Annotated in this window: 18 protein-coding genes and 1 tRNA gene; 10 read left to right on the top strand and 9 right to left on the bottom strand. The window is 59.6% G+C overall.

The window, feature by feature from the left end; genetic code table 11:
* Positions 1-82: 82 nt before the first annotated feature.
* The gene (locus NJLHNGOC_RS06405; protein ID WP_113595636.1) at positions 83-511 is read left to right on the top strand and encodes a cupin domain-containing protein; all 429 of its coding nucleotides are present in this window, start codon (positions 83-85) and stop codon (positions 509-511) included.
* Positions 512-740: 229 nt separating this feature from the next.
* Here the strand turns inward: NJLHNGOC_RS06405 and NJLHNGOC_RS06410 are convergent, their stop codons facing one another.
* The 3 genes from NJLHNGOC_RS06410 to NJLHNGOC_RS06420 are packed head-to-tail and all read right to left on the bottom strand — an operon-like array spanning position 741 to position 4,571.
* The gene (locus NJLHNGOC_RS06410) at positions 741-1,391 is read right to left on the bottom strand and encodes a PqiC family protein (protein WP_239021370.1); all 651 of its coding nucleotides are present in this window, start codon (positions 1,389-1,391) and stop codon (positions 741-743) included.
* A gap of 4 nt (positions 1,392-1,395) precedes the next feature.
* Positions 1,396-3,063, bottom strand: coding sequence for a PqiB family protein (locus NJLHNGOC_RS06415; protein ID WP_110531073.1), 1,668 nt, complete (start codon positions 3,061-3,063; stop codon positions 1,396-1,398).
* Positions 3,060-4,571 carry a paraquat-inducible protein A gene (locus NJLHNGOC_RS06420; RefSeq protein WP_113595638.1) on the bottom strand — a complete coding sequence of 504 codons (1,512 nt, stop codon included), beginning with the start codon at positions 4,569-4,571 and terminating at the stop codon, positions 3,060-3,062. The genes NJLHNGOC_RS06415 and NJLHNGOC_RS06420 overlap by 4 nt, the downstream gene beginning before the upstream one ends.
* 95 nt (positions 4,572-4,666) lie before the next feature.
* Here NJLHNGOC_RS06420 and NJLHNGOC_RS06425 point away from each other — a divergent pair.
* Positions 4,667-4,741, top strand: a tRNA-Thr gene (locus NJLHNGOC_RS06425).
* Positions 4,742-5,002: 261 nt separating this feature from the next.
* On the opposite strand, the gene NJLHNGOC_RS06430 is transcribed toward NJLHNGOC_RS06425, so the two are convergent.
* From NJLHNGOC_RS06430 to NJLHNGOC_RS06440, 3 genes are all read right to left on the bottom strand, one after another.
* Positions 5,003-5,458, bottom strand: coding sequence for a hypothetical protein (locus NJLHNGOC_RS06430; protein ID WP_113595639.1), 456 nt, complete (start codon positions 5,456-5,458; stop codon positions 5,003-5,005).
* Between the two features lie 86 nt (positions 5,459-5,544).
* Positions 5,545-6,558, bottom strand: a complete 1,014-nt coding sequence (locus NJLHNGOC_RS06435; protein ID WP_239021371.1) for an AAA family ATPase — start codon at positions 6,556-6,558, stop codon at positions 5,545-5,547.
* Positions 6,559-6,950: 392 nt separating this feature from the next.
* Positions 6,951-7,142, bottom strand: coding sequence for a hypothetical protein (locus tag NJLHNGOC_RS06440; protein WP_110531065.1), 192 nt, complete (start codon positions 7,140-7,142; stop codon positions 6,951-6,953).
* A gap of 137 nt (positions 7,143-7,279) precedes the next feature.
* Here NJLHNGOC_RS06440 and NJLHNGOC_RS16145 point away from each other — a divergent pair, with 137 nt between their 5' ends.
* The 6 genes from NJLHNGOC_RS16145 (at position 7,280) to NJLHNGOC_RS06465 (ending at position 12,701) form a co-directional block, all read left to right on the top strand.
* Positions 7,280-7,705 (top strand): hypothetical protein, encoded by a 426-nt coding sequence (locus NJLHNGOC_RS16145; protein ID WP_206059728.1) that lies wholly within the window; start codon positions 7,280-7,282, stop codon positions 7,703-7,705.
* Between the two features lie 749 nt (positions 7,706-8,454).
* Complete coding sequence (locus tag NJLHNGOC_RS06450; RefSeq protein WP_113595640.1) at positions 8,455-9,966, top strand: aldehyde dehydrogenase family protein; 1,512 nt, start codon at positions 8,455-8,457, stop codon at positions 9,964-9,966.
* A gap of 223 nt (positions 9,967-10,189) precedes the next feature.
* Entirely contained in the window at positions 10,190-11,470 is a 1,281-nt protein-coding gene (locus NJLHNGOC_RS06455) for an NAD(P)/FAD-dependent oxidoreductase (RefSeq protein ID WP_113595641.1), read from the top strand.
* 179 nt (positions 11,471-11,649) lie between these two features.
* Complete coding sequence (locus tag NJLHNGOC_RS06460; RefSeq protein WP_110531059.1) at positions 11,650-11,880, top strand: hypothetical protein; 231 nt, start codon at positions 11,650-11,652, stop codon at positions 11,878-11,880.
* A 15-nt stretch (positions 11,881-11,895) separates the two neighbouring features.
* Positions 11,896-12,039 carry a hypothetical protein gene (locus NJLHNGOC_RS15870; RefSeq protein ID WP_165837858.1) on the top strand — a complete coding sequence of 48 codons (144 nt, stop codon included), beginning with the start codon at positions 11,896-11,898 and terminating at the stop codon, positions 12,037-12,039.
* A 305-nt stretch (positions 12,040-12,344) separates the two neighbouring features.
* Positions 12,345-12,701 (top strand): hypothetical protein, encoded by a 357-nt coding sequence (locus NJLHNGOC_RS06465; RefSeq protein ID WP_239021372.1) that lies wholly within the window; start codon positions 12,345-12,347, stop codon positions 12,699-12,701.
* Positions 12,702-12,913: 212 nt separating this feature from the next.
* Here the strand turns inward: NJLHNGOC_RS06465 and NJLHNGOC_RS15875 are convergent, their stop codons facing one another.
* Positions 12,914-13,075 (bottom strand): hypothetical protein, encoded by a 162-nt coding sequence (locus NJLHNGOC_RS15875; protein WP_165829348.1) that lies wholly within the window; start codon positions 13,073-13,075, stop codon positions 12,914-12,916.
* 166 nt (positions 13,076-13,241) lie between these two features.
* Here NJLHNGOC_RS15875 and NJLHNGOC_RS06470 point away from each other — a divergent pair, with 166 nt between their 5' ends.
* Both NJLHNGOC_RS06470 and NJLHNGOC_RS06475 read left to right on the top strand, forming a co-directional pair.
* The gene (locus tag NJLHNGOC_RS06470; RefSeq protein ID WP_113595642.1) at positions 13,242-13,655 is read left to right on the top strand and encodes a DUF3310 domain-containing protein; all 414 of its coding nucleotides are present in this window, start codon (positions 13,242-13,244) and stop codon (positions 13,653-13,655) included.
* Between the two features lie 155 nt (positions 13,656-13,810).
* A complete protein-coding gene (locus NJLHNGOC_RS06475) occupies positions 13,811-14,095 on the top strand; it encodes a hypothetical protein (protein ID WP_133258676.1) in 285 nt (94 codons plus the stop codon).
* Positions 14,096-14,441: 346 nt separating this feature from the next.
* Here the strand turns inward: NJLHNGOC_RS06475 and NJLHNGOC_RS15620 are convergent, their stop codons facing one another.
* Positions 14,442-15,140 (bottom strand): hypothetical protein, encoded by a 699-nt coding sequence (locus tag NJLHNGOC_RS15620; protein WP_133258677.1) that lies wholly within the window; start codon positions 15,138-15,140, stop codon positions 14,442-14,444.
* Positions 15,133-15,693, bottom strand: coding sequence for a recombinase family protein (locus tag NJLHNGOC_RS06480; protein ID WP_113595644.1), 561 nt, complete (start codon positions 15,691-15,693; stop codon positions 15,133-15,135). Before NJLHNGOC_RS06480 ends, NJLHNGOC_RS15620 begins: the two co-directional genes overlap by 8 nt.
* Positions 15,694-16,261 lie beyond the last annotated feature (568 nt).

Here is a 16,261-nt window from a genome sequence, read left to right on the forward strand (position 1 = left end):
TCAGTTTGTGATTTTCGACCGGTCGTCTGGCCCCGGATGATCGCATCACGATACACTCCTCCACCCAACGGGAGGAACCGGAATGAACGAACGTTACAGATTCGCTGATTTTGACGAGATCATAAAGCAGTTCCCCGACCAGTCGGACACGCTGATCGTCGATGCCTACCTGAGCGATTCGGCGGAGGCGAGCATGCGGCTGTTCCGCATCTACCATCCCCTGCCCCGTCATTATCATACACAGTGCGACGAACACCTGCTGCTGCTGCGTGGGGAACTGGAATTCCTGATCGAGGACGAACCGCCACGCACCCTGCGCGCGGGGCAGATGGTCTCGTTCCTGCGCAATGTCGTGCATGGGGTGCGACCGATCGGCACAGCGCCGGTGGTCTTCTTCGCCGCCGACACCCCGCGCCGTGCGCCTGATGACGTGCATTTCGTGGACCCCGAGGCCACGAAGGGGTTGAAATTCGTCAGCCACCTGAAGAATTACGCCAACACCCTCGCCTGATCCTCGTCCGGCGCCGTTTGAAACGACCGGTCCAACAATACCCTGAAATCATAAAAGTTTTTGGGTGTCGCCTTTTTTCAAAAAGGTGACGTCCTTTGAAGCTTTTTTAAAAAAGCTTCACAAAAAACTTTTATCTTATCAATAGGTTGCCTTCAAACAGTCTCCAAGACCATGAAAGCCGGCATGGGGCCGGACAGGTGCCCGATCCCCCATGCGGCGGCCTGCCACGTCAGCGCGCGTGACGGGTGGTGGTCTCTTCTGCCGGCAGGGCGCGCAGGCGCTGCGCCGCGCTGTCGGCCACCTGCCCCAGAAGCTGGCTCAGCCCCGCGACCATGGCGGTCGTGCCGCTGCCCGAACTGGTGGCAAGGGAGAAAGGCTGCGCCGTGCCCTGTTCAGGATCGCCCGCGCGATGGACCGACAGCGTGCCCGACAGCCGTACCTCCCCCGAAGCATCGCGGGCGAACTGCGTCACGTCGAGTTCGACGAACGCCTTCGCCGGCATGCTGGTGGCGTTGTTCTGCGCAAAGATGCTGCTGCCCGGCAGGCGCTGCTGCAGGTCGGATGTCAGGGTATCGCCGATCATCTGGGGCAGCGGCTCGCTCCACGATGCGCCGGACAGGGTGGTCAGGCTGTAATTCGCCTGCTGTCCCACGATATGGTCGCGATCCAGCGCGGGCGGCACGCCGGGGGTACGGACCTCGACCACGGCGGGGGCCTGTCCCACGGCGCTGCCCTGCGTCGGGGCGAGGCTGTAGAGCGTCGGGTCCGCCGATCCGCAGGCCGCCAGCAGCGGGGTCGCCGCCGCCAGCGCCAGTGCCGCGCGCCGGACGGCACGCCCCGGCTGTGTGGTGCCGTTCATGAAGCTCAAGGGCCAGGTCATCGCATTATCGTCCCGTAATCAGCGCCGAGGGATGGCGGGTAAGGAAGTCGGACAGGAACCGCAGCGAACGCGCCGCCTCGTTAAGCTGCACGACCATCTGTTGCAGGTTGCGGTGGAAGTCCGTGTCGCCGCCATAGCTGGACAGCAGCGAATTCGCGTTCTTCAGCGTGGAATCCAGCCCCGCCAGCAGTTGCGGCATCCGCGCCCGCGCATCGTGGGAGATGACCTGCAGGTTCTCCATCGATGCCCGCAGCGACGCCAGCCCCTGACGCATGTCGGCGCTGTTGATGCGGGCATCCGCATGGGCCAGCAGGTTGTTCAGGTTTTCGCCCACCTGCGTCAGCGGCATCGCCGCGACCTTGTCCGTAATGGTGGACACCGAATCCATGATGCCCGCCATGCCGCCCGCCTGCCCCGGCAGGACCAGCGCGTCGCCTTCCTGCGTCATGGCGGCGGGGCGCGCGTTCTTGACGAAGGTCAGCGCGATTTCGGATTCGCCGGTCAGGAAGCTCGCGCTCTGGACCGAGGCGCGAAGCCCGTTCGCCACCTGCGTATGCAGCAGGCTGCGCAGGGCGTCGGCAGGGACCTCCTGGTCATTCAGCACGCGTTCGGGCTGCAGTTCCATGGCCACGCGCACCCGCGCCTGTCCGGTATGGGGGTCAACCAGCAGCTTCACGTCGTCGATCATGCCGACCTGAATGCCGAACATGGTCATGCGCCCGCCCTTCGTCAGGCCCGAAACGGGACTGGTAAGGTAGGTGACAAGGGGGATGCGTTCGCGATACCCGGCGGCATCGGCCTCCTCCTGGCTGTCATACAGGCGAAAGACGGTGCCGGAATTGGGCTGCACCAGCTGTTCATCGCGCGCATCGGGCGGCGCGAAGGCGATGCCGCCCGACAGAAGCGCCTGCAGCGACTGGAGCTTGACCTTCAGCCCGCCCGCGCCAAGCCCGACCTGCACGCCCGAGACGTTCCAGAAACGCGTGTCAGTGCGCAGGTACTGGTCATACGGGGCCTGCACGAAAATCTGCACCTTGATCGGCCCGCGGCCGCCCGGCGGCAGGGTATAGCCCAGCACCTCGCCCGCGACGACATCGCGGAAGAAGATCGGCGCCCCCTGCCCGATGGAGCCGAGGCTGGGCGTCATCAGGGTATAGGTATGGCCCGGCTGGTCCGAACGCACGCCCGGCGGCGATTCCAGCCCCTTGAAGAACGTGGTGTGGCGCCCGCCGGGTTCGCCGGGGTCCATGGCGATATAGGCCCCGGACATCACGGTTTCCAGCCCGGTGATGCTGGCGCCGTTGATGCGCGGGCGCACCACCCAGAACCGCGCATGGTCGGTCATCATCCGCGACGCGGCCGAGGTCATGCGCACCCCGACCTCCACATGGTGCATGTCATCGCTCAGCCGGATCGATTCCACCGTGCCGAGGGAGACGGACTTGCTCTTCACCTCGGTCTGGCCGCTGGTCAGGCCGTCGGCGGTGTCGAAGGTGATGGTGATGACCGGCCCGCGTGTCGTCAGGCCGCGCCAGCCAAGGTAGCCCGCAATCAGCAGGGCGACGATGGGAACCAGCCAGATGACGGAAAACTGGTATGTGCGCGTTTCGGACTGCGGGATGGAAGTCTGCGACCGCCCGTTCCGGGGATCGTTCGGGGTATCGTCGTTCACGCCTGATTCGGCTCCATATTGGCGGGACGGGGGGTCGCCGCGGACTTGGTTGATGCGGGGCCGGACGGCCCCTGCGTGGTGTCGCCGTCATGCGCCGTCAGCACGGCGCGGGGAAGCCCGTCGACCAGCGTGCCGTTCATGCCGGCCGCGTCCCACATGATGCGTGGGTCAAAGCTCCATGCCGCAAGCAGCGTCAGCACCACCACGGCGGCGAACGCCACCATCCCGGCATTGGCGGTCACTGTCGCCATGGCGTTGAAGCGCACGACCGCGACAAGGATGGAAATCATGAAGACGTCGATCATGGACCACCGGCCCACCATGTCGACAAGCCGGAACAGGCGCGTGCGCCGCACCAGCCCCTGCCGCGCGCCGCGCCACGTCATGGCGACCATGGTGGCAAGGCTGACGATCTTGAGCATCGGGACGGTGATGCTGGCGAAAAAGACCAGAAGCGACAGCGGGATCATGCCGTCGCTCCATAACTCCAGCGCGCCTTCGATGATGGTGTGGCCCCCGCCGCCGCCCATGCGCATGAAGGTCATGACCGGGTACAGGTTGGCCGGGATATAGAACGTGACCGCCGCGATCAGGTACGCCGTGGTGCGCGTCAGCGACTGCGGCGCGCGGCGCCAGACACTGTGGCCGCAGCGCGGGCACGCGCCGACGCAGTGCAGGTTGCTGACGGGATGCTCCATCTCCCCCACCAGGCCGCATGAGGGACATGCGACAAGGCGTTCGACGGGGGGCATGCCGACATCCCCCACATGGACGTACTCGACCGGCACGGCCTCCCCATCCTCCAGCCGGGCCAGGGAATCCACGCGGCGGTGTTTCCAGATCCGTTCGGTATCGAGGGTCGAATCGGTCACCGCCATCGTCAGCATCAGCCCGCCGATCAGATAGACGGCAGGCCCGACATCGACATGCGCCATGTCCGTCAGCTTGGTATAGGCGACGAAGATGCCGAGGATATAGACCTCCACCATCGACCAGGGCCGCAGCTTTTCATACCAGATCAGGATGGCCGGCGCCCAGTTGGGCAGGGTGGGACGCGTCCCGGCGTACAGGATGGCGAACATCAGGGCGATGGCGACGGCGGGCGCCATGATGGTCACGGCGCCCACCAGCACCCCGGCCTCCCCCCAGCCTTCGTGCATCAGTTCCATCGGCCCGGTCAGCAGGTCGACGGTGCGTTCGCGCCCATAGACATTCAGCGTCATGAGCGAGGACGCCAGCGCCGCGAGGTAGAAGGCGGCCGAGCTGATGCAGAACGCCAGCGGCGCCGCCACCGGCGCGGTCCGCCTGCGCCGCTGCAGGTGCTGCCCGCAGCGCGGGCATGCCGCAAGCTGTCCCGGCTGCAGTTCGGGAACGTGCTGGTACAGCCCGCAGCCCGGACATTCCGCCAGTCCGCCGATGACACGCACATGCTGCACGGGCGGCATCGGCGCGGGCCCGACCGACTGACAGCCAAGCCGGGCGGGAAGGGTCGTGATGAAAGTTCTCATGCCAGCGCCACCATACAACGCGAATTAAATTGAGGAATGGTGCATTTGGCATATTGCATCCGCGTCCAACGTCGGATATCAAGCGCACAACTTCCGCCGACATAGCTCAGGGGTAGAGCAACTGATTCGTAATCAGTAGGCCCTCGGTTCAATTCCGAGTGTCGGCACCATTTTTCCCAAAATCAGGTAATTATTCCTAATGCCCCTACAGGGGCACACGGGGTCGCGCGCAATTCGTGACAGGACAGCCCACGCGGGGCCGCGCGGGATGAACGTGTCCCTGCGCCCGCGCCTGCCGGCACGGGGAATGGCGCAATATTATGTAACAAAATTTTGGCCCGCGCCATGCCGAAACCGGACGCGGGACTCCGTCCTGTCCCGCCCGTTTCACCGCGCGGGCGTCGTGCCCCCGCTGTCGGGATGCCCGTCCTTCAGTTTCCCGTATGCTTGCGCAGAAGCGGGATGGCATGCGGTCCCTCCGCCACGGCAGCGTTGAGGAGGTCGCGGCCAAGCCCCTTCAGCGTCAGGGGATGCATCGTCTGCAGCGAGGTCAGCAGGTCCTTGCGCTGCCCGTCCGACAGGCTGGCATCGTCCAGCACGCGCTGGCGCAGTGCCGCGACCGTGGTCGGGCCATCGAGCGTGATTTCCATGTTTTCGGGCCGGGCGAGGAAACGCCGCCCCGCATCGGTAATCGTGCAGGTCCCGCCCACCCGGAATCCCTGTGGCGTGGCGCTGACGCCGCCGGTGGACAGCCCCTGCAGTTCAAGGTCCAGCAGGTTACGGGCGCATTTCTGTTCATCACCGTCATGCAGGGAACCCGGGTCGATCGTACCGCCCGCCTTTTCCATGCGCCGCAGCATTTCAACCTGCCAGTCACGATCAATCACCCACGCGCCCTCCGCATATCATGTTGTAACATATATGGTTCGGGCTGACGCCGTTACAATTCCGCCGCCGCCATTTTCTCCTCCCGTCAGGCGCGGGGCCAGTGGCGCACCTGTTCGCGCAGGACAATTTCCACACAGCGGCGCAGCATGCGCATGTCGCCTGCGAAAACATTCTGCAGCTGCGCCAGTTCGTACGTCGACAGGTCGAACCAGCCGGGCTGCAGGTTCCGTTCGACCTCGATTTCGCGCACGATGTTCCATGCCAGCGCGGGCACGTGTTCGACCGTCGGGGCCGGGACATGCACAACCGCGCAGCGCGACCGCAGCGGGGCGGGAATCGCCTCCAGCGAATTGGCGGTCATGACCCAGCGGATATGGCTGACATCGACGGGCACGTTCAGGAACACGTCGCGGAAGGTCCGGGCCTCCGCCAGGTCAAGGAACTGCAGCAGCGCGTCCTGTACCGTTCCGTTCCGGCATTCGCGCGGGGACTTGTCCACCTCGTCCATGATCATGCAGATATTGGCCATGCCGGTGCGGGCCATCGCCTCCAGCACGATGGAGGGCTTGGAATCGCCATAGGTCTGGTGCGTTCCCATCAGCGACAGGGCATCGGACATCGCGGCGACGTTCTGTTTGTGCACCGCATGTCCCATGGTCTCGTGATACAGGCGCGCAACCGTGGATTTGCCCGACCCCGGCGGCCCGACCAGCAGCACCGGGCGCATCCGTCCCGGCGTGCCCCATGCCATCAGTTCACGTTCGGCGTTCGCCATCGCCTCCACCGCGTCGGTCGCGTGGGGACAGGACTGCAGCGCAAGATCGATGCGGGATTCCACGAAATCCGGGACATGCAGCCTGAGCGGCTGTTCCAGCCGCCGCACGGAGGCATAGCGGTCCGGCATGCGGGCATTCCGGGGAATGGCGGGAAACGCGAACTCTTCAGGCAGGACGCGGATCATCCGGTCGGACGGCGGGACGGGATCGGCCTCCTCTTCGGCGGGGACGGACGCTTCATCCTCATCCGGCCAATACTTCATCAGTACTTCGAGGGAGTCCGCGTCATCTGTGGCGGAACTGGAAAATCTTTTTCTGCTCATATCATGATGCCCTGACATACTTGATCATGAAGGTTTTCCGGCTCGTGACAAGAGCAAAACGTATAGGCTTCGGCATGGGGCGGATCGCATGCCGGAACGGATGCGCGGGGCGGCGCATTCAGGTGGGATCATGCCCGCAGGATCCCGTCATCAGGAGACACGGGATACATGGGCGCGACGCAGCAGCATTCCGGTCAGCATCCGTGACATAAGTGCAGTGATCGGGGCGTAAAAGACAGAAGGCGGCACCCCCGGTGAAAGGAATGCCGCCAACCTGAGAACAGTCACAACCGTTCGGAAAAACAGCCGTTACTGTCCGTTATTAATGACACACGTGAATAACCATACAACACAACTGTGGTAACAACGTGCTGAGGTCACATTATTGTAACTCATGCCTGATCCAGCGGATCCTCGTCGCCGTCGTTCTCACGCACGCTCCACCAGCCCGCCGACCACTGCGCGAATTCGGGGGTGTCTTCTTCATACGGGTTCTCGATCAGGGGCTGCCCCCCGACGGCGGCGGCCTTGCCCTTTGCCGTCGGGTCGTCGCTGGCGGGGGTGGCCGGGGTCTGCTGTGTCATTGCCTGTTTCCTTGCAACGTCTGCTGTATGCGCGTGAGATACCGCATGCACCCGCCTGCGTCAGCCCCATCCGTCGCCCGTGCGCCATGCGCGCCACGCGGCACGCAATCCCGAAGGACCATAATGGAACGCATGCCATGATCGCGCGCCCGCCGACGTCAGCCCCGCCGGCATCACCCCAATCGGGATCATCCCCGCCCGACGGAACGCCGGCCGCACGGTACGGCATGCGCAATGCGTGGTACCGCACCGATACGTCGCGCGGATATTCCCACGGCGACGGCACGACGCGGGGCAGCGTGTTTCCCGATCCCCTGATCCGCCATGATGACACGGGGGATACGATGTGGCTGGAACATGTCCGCGCCCATGATGGCCGCGGCGACCTGTTCTGGCTGATGTGGTACGACCGCGACGGACATCCCCGCCTGCGCAACAGCGCGATCATGGGGCCACGCGACCTTGCCATCCTGCTGCGGGGACTGGGGCGGAGCCTGCCCGACGGGCACGTGCCGGAATCGGACGCTTCCCCCGTGGGGGACAATTCCGGTTCATCGCGATGACAGGCAGGCGCCGATTCCGCCATTGCGGGTAAAAATCCGTTATCCTGCCAACAAAGATCCGGACACTTCCTTTACGCCCCGCGCACGGCGGCATGATGGCCGCCGCCTTCCGCCATACGCTGGAAATGTTTTTTCGCTGTATTTTACGGCAACGTTCACAATCAATCCCGCCATTTCATCCGCATGGGAAAAGCCGGTCCCGGCGGCGGGTCACATTCCCGCCAGCCCCGGCATGACCAGGCCGGATCAGCGGGTGGTTTTATGCAACTGCTCTTTCATTGTATTTCAGTTGTTGAAAATGACTGCCGGACATAACAAACCAACATATTGATATATAACTGTTTTAATGGGACACAATATGACATCGGGTGTCCACCTCACGTTTACGTGATTATCCGGACGCTTGTGGTTCACGATTTATCTATATACCAGTGGATATAGACATTCCGCTGTATCCGGCGGTTTTGTTCTTTCCTCGCCGATCCTTGCAACCGGCAGACTGGGGTGGTGACACGCAGATACGATTTTATCCCGGTACAGACGTTCAGAAACACGGTGAACAGATAACAGGAAATGCAGGATGCAACCCATTCCCTGTACCGTTCGGTCCTGCCTGCGGGACATGAACAGTCGCCGGACCACGCACCGGGATCAGCAACGCCGGACAAATGGGTAACCATGAAACTGTATTTCATATTCCCATGAAATACGGACATGGACACTGTATAACAACCAAGGGAACATGGCTCATGTCTTCCGATTTCACGACCGAGAAGCCGCCGTTCAAGGCGCGTTACGAAAACTATATCGGCGGCAAGTGGCTGCCCCCGATCGCGGGTCATTACCTGACGAACACGTCGCCCGTCGATGGCCGCGTGCTTTGCGAAGTTCCCGCCTCCACCGCCGCTGATGTGGAACTGGCACTCGATGCCGCGCACAAGGCGAAGACCGCCTGGGCCCATACCTCCCCGGCCGATCGCGCGCTGATCCTGCTCAAGGCCGCGGACAAGATGGAGCAGAACCTCGAGCTGCTCGCCCGTGCGGAAACATGGGACAACGGCAAGCCGATCCGTGAAACCCTGACCGCCGACATCCCGCTGGCGATCGACCATTTCCGTTATTTCGCCGGCTGCATCCGCGCGCAGGAAGGCACGCTGAGCGAAATCACCGACACGACCATCGCCTATCACTTCCATGAACCGCTGGGCGTTGTCGCACAGATCATTCCGTGGAACTTCCCGCTGCTGATGGGTTCGTGGAAGCTGGCCCCGGCACTGGCCGCCGGCAACTGCGTCGTCATGAAGCCCGCCGAAAGCACGCCCGCCAGCATCCTTGTGATGATGGAACTGATCGGTGACCTGTTCCCGCCCGGCACGCTGAACATCGTCAACGGCCTGGGCAAGGACGTGGGCGCGGCCCTGTCCAACAGCGACCGCATCGCCAAGATCGCGTTCACGGGTTCCACGCCCACGGGCAAGATGATCGCCCATGCCGCCGCCGAACACCTGATCCCCGCGACGCTGGAACTGGGTGGCAAGTCGCCGAACATCTTCTTCGCCGACGTCATGGACCGCGACGACGATTACCTGGACAAGGCGATCGAGGGCTTTACCATGTTCGCCCTGAACCAGGGCCAGATCTGTTCGTGCCCCAGCCGCGCGCTGGTTCAGGAATCGATCTATGAAAAGTTCATCGAACGCGCCCTGCCGCGCATCAAGGCGATCCGCCAGGGCAACCCGCTGGATCCCAACACCATGATGGGCGCGCAGAATTCGCACGGCCACCAGGAAAAGATCCTGTCCTACATCGACATCGGCAAGGGCGAAGGCGCGCAGCTGCTGACCGGTGGCGGACGCCCCGACCTGGGCGGCGACCTGAACAAGGGATGCTATGTGCAGCCGACCGTGTTCAAGGGCAACAACAAGATGCGCATCTTCCAGGAGGAAATCTTTGGCCCGGTCCTGGCCGTGACGACCTTCAAGACGGAAGAAGAAGCGCTGGCCATCGCCAACGACACGCCCTTCGGGCTGGGTTCGGGCGTGTGGAGCCGTGACGCCAACACCTGCTTCCGCATGGGTCGCGGGCTGGAGGCCGGCCGCGTGTGGATCAACTGCTATCACGTCTATCCCGCGCATGCGGCGTTCGGCGGATACAAGAAGTCCGGCATCGGCCGCGAAACGCACAAGATGGTTCTGGAACACTACCAGCAGACCAAGAACCTGCTTGTCAGCTACAGCGAAAAGAAGCTCGGCTTCTTCTGATCGCGGGTCGTGGCGGCGAAGGCCGCCACGCCATGATACGCAGGCGGTGCGGCCGGGCCGGTTTTCTTTTGCCGGGTCGGCCGTTGCCGTCTTGCCGCCCGCCGCCCCCGCAACGGGCGCGGGCCGGCACGGACATGAACAGTTTTTCGATATATTCGTAATGCGACAGGGTTTTTCCCACGGGGGCCGGGACACTGTGCGGCAGGGGTGAAAGAGGCATAGGATGGCACAAAAGTTTCGGGTGGTGATTGTCGGCGGTGGTATCGCGGGCCTGGCGCTGGCGACGCGTCTGGGCGATTCCATCGGCAAGTCGGGACGCGCTGAAATCACACTGGTGGACAAGAGCTTCGCCCATGTGTGGAAGCCGATGCTGCACTGTTTCGCGGCAGGCACGGCGGCCAACGAAAACGACCGCATCAGCTTCCTGTCGCAGGCCAGCCGCCATCATTTCGATTTCTGGCCCGGCGAGATCTCCGGCCTTGACCGCGCGGCCAAGTCCATCACGCTGGCCCCGGTAAAGGAACCCTCGGGCGAGGTCATCCTTGACGAACGCACGCTGGAATATGACGCGCTGGTGCTGTCGATCGGCAGCCGCGCCAACGATTTCGGCACGCCCGGCGTGGCCCAGCACTGCCTGTTCATCGACAACCTGGTCGAAGCCAACGGATTCAACGAACGCTTCCGCATGGAACTGCTCAAGGCGTTCGGCAATAACGAGGAACTGGACATCGCCATCGTCGGTGGCGGTGCCACGGGCACGCAGCTTGCCGCCGAACTGCACAAGGCGCTGGACCTTGCCTCCCTCTACAGTTTTGGCAAGAAGCCGCCCAAGCTGAAGATCACCCTGCTGGAAGCCGGCCCCCGCATCCTGCCGGCCTTCCCCGAAGCCGTGTCGGCGGCGGCGAAAAAGCAGCTCGAGGATATCGGCGTGACGGTGCAGACCTCCGCCATGGTCAGCGGCGCGGATGAAAAGGGCTACATGCTCAAGGACGGTACGCGCATCCCCGCGACCCTGCGGGTATGGGCGGCAGGCGTGAAGGCGCCTGACGTGACGCGCAACTTCGCGGGGCTGAAGCTCTCGCGCTCCGGACAGCTTGAGGTGCGCCCGACCCTGCAGCTTCTGGAAGATGACAACATCTTTGCCATGGGCGACTGCGCCTTCATCGCGGAAAAGCCCGTCGCCCCCACCGCGCAGGTCGCCCGCCAGCAGGCGCATCACCTGGCGCGTTACATGCCGCGCTGGATCAATGGCGCAAAGCTGCCGCCGTTCGCCTTCCACAACAAGGGCGCGGTCGTGGCACTGGGCGATTACAACGGATGGGGCACGTTCCCCGGCGGCAAGGTCTTTGGTGGCGGGTGGCTCAGGGGCATTACCGCGCGCATGGTTCACCTGATGCTGTATCGCCAGCACCAGTTCGAACTGTATGGCACCTTCCGCGGCCTTGTTTCGTGCCTTGTGGACTGGCTTGACGTTTTCGTCCGCCCGGCGGTCAGGCTCGACTGACGCTGGCGGGTGATCGCGGCATTTGAAACCGCCTTATCTGATCACAACATTTCATCTTTCCTCTTTGCGCACATCCAGTCACCGGGCCTGCGGTCATCGCGGGTCCGGTGATGTGTTTTTTACCGGAACCCCCGTCGGGGATGTCTCGTTGCCTGCCTTATATGCAAGGGAGAACAGACATGCGCTTTGCCTTCATCCCGCATGGCCTTGAACAGCCGCCGTCCCCCGCGCCGGTGCCCCCGATGCCGCCCGGCGTGCCGGTGCCCCCCACCAACCCGCCGGAACCGGGCGAGGATCCGCAGCCCATCGACGACCCGCAGCCCTATCCCCCGCCGCTGCCGATCTGTGGGGGCGCGATGTATTTCCGGAACTCCTGCCCGATTACGCTGTTGAACAGTTCCGCCATATAACAAGGGAGAATCCCGATGTCGGATATCAGGAACCAGACTGAAAAACCCCTTCCGAAGACCGAAACGGAAAAGGACCAGGACCGTGACGAGGCGCTGGAGGAAACCTTCCCCGCCAGCGATCCGCCGTCAAAGGGCGAAACCACGGGGCCGGAGACATGAACCCGTCCCCGTTGGGGGGGGGCCGGAAACGACTGACCGAGAAAAATGGTAAAAGTTTCCGGGCGCCGCCTTTTGTCAGGAAGGTGGCGTTTATCGAAGCTTTTTGAAAAAAGCTTCACCAAAAACTTTCTTATGATTACAGAGGGTTTTTGGAACTGCTTTTCGTGCGGGGCGGGTGGTGAGTGATGTACCATCTGGTCAAAGGGGAGACGGGAGCAGGGAGATCCGGGCGGGCACGCAACCTTTTCGCGCATGGGCGGTTGGAATTCATGTCCGCCGCGCATTTCATAAAAAAAGGAAGCGTCATGAAAATTCTTGCCAGTTCCCTGTTCATGCTGACGGCCTTTGCCGGGGTGCCGTCCATCGCACTTGCGCAGACAACGCCCCCGCCACAGCCCAACGCGGACTCCGCGGCGTCCGAAGTGGGCAAGAACCCACCCTCCGCCACAGATCGTAATGGACAGCGGATCGACCCGTCGGACAAGCTGTGGAACAACCCCCGCACCGTCAGGGAACAGCCCGGAACGCAGCCGCCACCCAACGATTCCACGACCGGGACCGCCACGCCCAATACAACCGGGACCACTGGCCCCCATACCGGCCATTCATGGCACGGGCACAAGCATACGAAATACCATACCACCACGCCCACGCAGGAATGACGCCATCCCCCGGTGCGCCACCAGCAGGCGATGTGACGCGCCCGGGCGGGGCCGTTCCCTGCTGATCGCGTCACCGTCCCGCAGGGTCAGGACGGTTCGGGCTGACCGCCCTGCCCTGCAGGACGGCGCATCATCATCAGCCGGGCGGACGATGCTGGCATCCCGGCGCGACATGCCCCCGTCCGGTCATTGCTGGCCGGGGGCGATGCCGCTCACAGCTCGTCGAAAAGAAAGTCTTCTTCAAAAACCGGATAGGCCGTATCGGTCGGACGTGTATAGCCACGCCTGTTTTTCCATGCCTGAATCAGGGCCAGTCGCCATTCCTCATGGGGATCGCAAGGGGTCTTGGTGGGGTAATCGGATTGTGTGTTCATGATCCGCAAACCTCTATTGCTGGCCCGCGATGCTGCGGGTAACGGTTCCTTAGCAGGCCGCCCGCAGCCATGGTGTGACGATTGCATGAAGCTTGGTTGCGATCCCGCATGGACGCAGAACCGGCCCGCGCGTGGATCATAGGGGACAAGAAGGAAGAAACACCCCGTGGAAGAAGCGTCAGAGTCCGCCGTCGCCCCGTCCCCCTCCTACCGTCATCCATCCGGGGTGCAATGCATCGAGATCGTGCGCCACATGTCGTTCTGCCTCGGCAATGCGGTGAAATATGTCTGGCGCGGCTGGTGGGCCCCCGACCTTGCCGACACCGGTGATCTGGAAAAGGCGGCGCGCCATATCCGCGAATGGCTGTCGATGGAGGTACGGCCCCGCATGCCCATGTGCCACGTCGTCACACGCGCGGTCTCCCGCTTTGCCACCGTGGATCAGGAAGGACGGTTTTCCACCATAGTGCGCGACCTGTGCCGCGCCGATTTCACGCACGGAAACGAAAACGCCGCCCGGCATGCGCTGGGACTTATCATGGCGGAAATCGCAAGACGGAAAAATACGAACGCCGCATAGGGCGCCGAGCGGATGCGGTGCATCCCTGATGCGTCGCCAGAACGCCGCGTCGTCTGCCAGGGCTGATGACCGCCGGGACCAAGCAACCGGAGTGCGACATGAACACACACTCACAGTCAATCTGACACCTCATGCCCTGATCATGCATGCATCGCATGGATGGTGATGTCAGAAGGCTTTTTGAGATGGTCGCCGGGCATCTTGAAAACAGCATCGAGATGATCGAGCATGTTTATTCCCCGACAAGCTACGTCAGGCGGCGCTGGTCCTGTCAGGAGCCTGAAAGTTTTCTGTGCCAGCTGGCACAGGAAATGATTCCGGGCAAAACAAAAATATATAAGGAAATCATGGTGCTGCTGGACAGGATTGAACTGTCGACCTCTCCCTTACCAAATAGACGAAACGCACATAACATACTGATATTTTTGTTTAAAAAATAATATGCGCTTAAACTGTGCTAGATTTTGTCAGTTGATTTCTTACTATATTGTAATGTGAAATATTTTTAATCTCTGCCGCACAGATTAATCCACGAAGGGCATTAATCAACACCATGCGTCCTTATAATGCCCTTCGTGTTCATTCGCTCCTATAAGGAATTCTCGTAGCGAAACCATTTTATAATCTGCGGCATCCTATATCGCTGATCAACCAAGGTATGAAGTATGGTAATCAGCATAAAAATTCTGGAGAAATTCTACATTCACCACACCAATAAATGTCAAAATAATACACTACACCATAACGATATTATCTATCACCGTGAATTACTACAAAATATCAATTCTAATCTTTTGAGACATCTTGAGGAATATTCAAATATGGTTTCATCATATTTGGTAAAATATTCATGTAAAAATTCCTGACATAATTAAATGATTGATTTTTTTGATTTATATAACCGATCATTTCCATTCTATTCGCCTGTATTGCTTCAAAATCATTTTCGGATATAATTTTCTTACGTTGTATCACGTCATATAAAGAATCAGCATACCCCCGAGCTTCAAATATATTTCTTCTAGCTTCGGAAAGTTTACTATAAATTTCGTCATTCATTAAAAACCTAGATTGTTCACAAAAAGCGTTTAAATCATCTATATGTTTCAGATAGTTTTCTTTATTACTCTCATATCTATTTTTAAGAAATTCCGCTTCTCGTGTTAACTGATCAGGTTCATAACTATTTTCATATATAGAAGTAGACCATATACTCATATTCAAAAATATTTCGTATATCGCAAATCTTTTATCATACAAATCTAAATTTAACTTGTTTTTTGATATATTTTTTTGTTGCTTGGAGACTATATGTTGTTGATAAGCTATATATGCTGTAATGACACCAACAACAAATGTAGGAAACAGTTTTATGTAATCAGCATATTCTATAGGTTTTCTTGTATCAAGAAACAATGCTGGCATAAAAAAGGACATACATAAAATAGAAATAGCAGCCGCATATCCTTGCGATTTATTATACATCTCTTAATGCCCTATATACGCTCATACGACTGATATTCAGAGTTTTAGCGATATCTGTAGCTTTCTGCCCTTCCGCCTTCATCTGCTGAATCTTTAATGCCTGATTCATAGCAGTTGGCTTGCGCCCTTTATAGCGACCATCTGCCTTTGCCTTGGCAATCCCTTCCGCCTGCCTTTCCTTCATGAGATCGCGTTCAAACTCCGCGACAGCGGCAAGCATGGTTAGCATCAGTTTGCTGGTCGGATTGCGGGTATCCAGTTCCTGGCCTCCCATTGAAAGGATCAACAGGGCAGCATCTTTGGCTTCAATATCTTTAACCAGAGCCAACAAATCCGCCGTTGAACGTGCCAGACGATCAGGCTTGGCAACCACCAGCACATCACCAGCCCGTAGGTTATCCATACAAGCTGTCAGTTCTGGCCTACGGGCGGAGGTAGCTGATATCTGCTCCGCATACACCTTGGCACAGCCCTTGGCTTTCAGTTCCCTAACCTGACCTTCCAAACCGGCCACCTGATCCGTTGTGCTGGTCCGTGCGTAACCGATAAGCATGCGCCACCTCCGAATGTGTAACTTTAGAATCTAAGACTCTGACGAATGTATGTCACATAAATCCAAAAACAACCCTAAAGTTACATAAAAGTGTCACATCCGAAAGGTAACTTTAGAGCAAGGTCTAAAGTTACAATTTATGCGGAGTCATTCATTGCTGGATAGATAGGAGGAATACTATTTCCATAACGGAGACGGAATGACATCAGAAGAAAAATTAATGCGTTTCATGTCCACAGATAGCGCAATCGAACATGCGGCCATTAAAAGCGATTATGAACTGGATGAGTGGGATGGGGCCATTATCTGCTGTGGCCCCTATTCAGCGAACCTAATGGACGAGTGCTATCAGATATGGGCTAGGAATGAGGGATTGCCCGATAATCTATATGACTGGACACCTGAACATATCGGGAAGTTCCACACATTCGTGAATTGATAAAAAAAGAGCCGGAAATGAACCCGGCTTTTTTTTGAGCATTCACTTTTTTAAGGTGTTACCTCACTTAACCTGCCAAATTTTTAGCGAAATACCTATTATATAATAGGGTTTTCGCTAAATTTTTGG

It is taken from the genome of Novacetimonas cocois, assembly GCF_003311635.1.
GTDB lineage: Bacteria > Pseudomonadota > Alphaproteobacteria > Acetobacterales > Acetobacteraceae > Novacetimonas > Novacetimonas cocois.